The organism is Francisella sp. 19X1-34 (assembly GCF_041102755.1).
Taxonomy (GTDB): Bacteria; Pseudomonadota; Gammaproteobacteria; order Francisellales; family Francisellaceae; genus Francisella.
The window spans coordinates 1-2125 of record NZ_JBGCTX010000129.1 but is presented as its reverse complement, the minus strand read 5'-3'; the positions used below and the strand labels follow the sequence as shown (position 1 = coordinate 2125).

Sequence of the window (2125 nt, the reverse complement as noted above, 5' to 3'; positions counted from 1 at the left end):
GGTTTTTCGCTTATTTTAACCTAAAAACACTACTAAACCCTTAATTTACAATGCTTTTAATTCCGAACTGAGGTTATGTTTATTGAAATACTTTAAATTTGCTTTAGAAGCAAAATATCTATCTGCTACCATAATCACCTACTTTAAGCATTCTAGAAAAACTATCATGTTTGACTACATTATCTAGCATATCTGAACACATTGTTGAACTAGCTTGCGATGTTTGACATAGTAAAAAATCTATATATAAATCTGAACTTTCTTTTAGTTTCATAATGATGTTTTTTCAGAATTTCTAATATGTATATAAATAAGGGCTTTCTAATATTTTTAAAATCAATTCGCTACAAAAGTACGTAACTCCAGTTTTAAACCAGTTTTTTCTTTTTGTAATCAATTGACTTGCTTTGTAATTCTTTATGATAAATAATGCAGAAGTCGTCTATACGGCAAAAGGTTGAAATAAATTGATCTATCATTCTTGTCAGAATTTAAAGGTTTTTCGCTTACTTTAACCTAAAATACTCTGTAGAGAAAGCATATGCGTAACAGTTTTATAGAGAATTGGCTATATATACTTTATAACAATAAATACTGAAAATACCCTTTGCGTGCTATAAACAATCTCTTCTATTCTGTAACGTAATTATGTTATTATGAAATGGCTAATTGAGAAGCTGTTTAAGAAACTTGTGAATGTAGTAGAAGTGATAGATAATAGTATTACAAATTATTTGTCTATGAAAGGGGCTATAATCAGTGGTATCTCACGAAATATGAAAGCTTCAAATCAAAAAAGTAGTTTAAATTTAGACTTAGGAGGTTTAACAAATGGCAAAGATGATATTTGGAAACGTTGAAGAAAACGTTGTTACAAGAGAGGAATTTACATTAACTAAGGCATTAGAAACTTTGAAAAATGAAACTATAGCTATTATCGGGTATGGTGTACAGGGGCCTGCACAAGCTCTTAACCTTAGAGATAATGGTTTTAATGTAATAGTTGGACAAAGAGAAAATTCAAAATCATGGGATAAGGCTGTTGAAGATGGTTGGGTTCCAGGTAAAACTTTATTTAATATAGCAGATGCTACAGCAAAAGGATCTATTGTTGCTAATTTACTTTCTGATGCTGGTCAAATAGATTCGTGGGATATTATTAAAGAAAATCTTAATAAAGATGACCTATTAATGTTTTCTCATGGTTTTGGAGTAATATATAATGAGAAAACTAAGATTGAGCCACAAAGTGATATTGATGTTGCTTTAGTTGCTCCAAAGGGTTCTGGAAGAAGTGTTAGGATGTTATTTTTAGCTAAGAAGGGTATTAATTCTAGCTATGCTGTATACCAAGATGTTACGGGAAGAGCTGAAGAAAGAGCATTAGCTTATGGTATTGGTGTTGGTTCTGGATATTTATTTGAAACAACTTTTAAAAATGAAGTGTATAGTGATCTTACAGGTGAAAGAGGTGTGTTAATGGGAGCTCTTGCTGGTATTATTGAAGCTCAATACGAAGTATTACGTGCAAATGGACATACTCCTAGTGAAGCATTTAATGAAACAGTTGAGGAACTTACACAATCTTTGGTACCTTTAGTTGGTGAGAATGGTATGGATTGGATGTTTGCTAACTGTTCTGCTACAGCTCAGAGAGGTGCATTAGATTGGGCTCCTAGATTTAGAGATGCAACTAAATCTTTGTTTTCTGAACTATATACTGAGGTTAAAAATGGTAATGAAGTTCAACGTACTATAGATAAAAATAGTCATGAGAATTACCGTCAAGATTTAGATAAAGAGCTTCAAGAACTTAGTGAAAAAGAAGTGTGGCAAGCTGGTAAAGTAGTCAGATCTCTTCGCCCAAATAGTTAGATCGAAGATTTAAATTTCTATTCCTTGCGTAAAATCTTAATGAAATTAAGGTTTTGGGTAACCTTTAGCTCTAAGCTTTGTTATTAAATCACGAACATTAATTATGGGGCTGTCCTAGATAACTAAGTTATGTTAGGATAGTTTTGATGAAAAAAAGTAGGTTAAGTTCATACTGATCTACCCTGTCAATTTGGGACACTTTTGATGTCAGAAAAAGGAGAGAAAAATGGCTTACAAAAGATACCCAGAA

At 31.7% G+C, this 2125-nt stretch carries 3 protein-coding genes and 1 pseudogene; 2 read left to right on the top strand and 2 right to left on the bottom strand.

Features of this window, described 5'->3' with window-relative positions:
• Positions 1-118: 118 nt before the first annotated feature.
• Both AB8E56_RS11600 and AB8E56_RS11595 read right to left on the bottom strand, forming a co-directional pair.
• A complete protein-coding gene (locus tag AB8E56_RS11600; RefSeq protein ID WP_329481282.1) occupies positions 119-274 on the bottom strand; it encodes a hypothetical protein in 156 nt (51 codons plus the stop codon).
• 100 nt (positions 275-374) lie between these two features.
• Positions 375-479 (bottom strand): annotated as a pseudogene (locus AB8E56_RS11595) (IS982 family transposase); the annotation flags it as partial.
• 177 nt (positions 480-656) lie between these two features.
• Between AB8E56_RS11595 and AB8E56_RS11590 the strand changes: the two are divergent.
• Positions 657-860, top strand: a complete 204-nt coding sequence (locus AB8E56_RS11590; RefSeq protein ID WP_329481280.1) for a hypothetical protein — start codon at positions 657-659, stop codon at positions 858-860.
• Positions 832-1875: a ketol-acid reductoisomerase gene (gene ilvC / locus AB8E56_RS11585; RefSeq protein WP_329481278.1), complete on the top strand. Its 1044-nt coding sequence runs from the start codon at positions 832-834 to the stop codon at positions 1873-1875. Before AB8E56_RS11590 ends, ilvC begins: the two co-directional genes overlap by 29 nt.
• Positions 1876-2125: the final 250 nt, after the last annotated feature.

What these genes read in the sequence shown, in the direction of transcription:
- ilvC (WP_329481278.1), top strand. Translation starts at nt 832, where the DNA reads ATGGCAAAGATGATATTTGGAAACGTTGAAGAAAACGTTGTTACAAGA.
- AB8E56_RS11600 (WP_329481282.1), bottom strand. Translation starts at nt 274, where the DNA reads ATGAAACTAAAAGAAAGTTCAGATTTATATATAGATTTTTTACTATGT.
- AB8E56_RS11590 (WP_329481280.1), top strand. Translation starts at nt 657, where the DNA reads ATGAAATGGCTAATTGAGAAGCTGTTTAAGAAACTTGTGAATGTAGTA.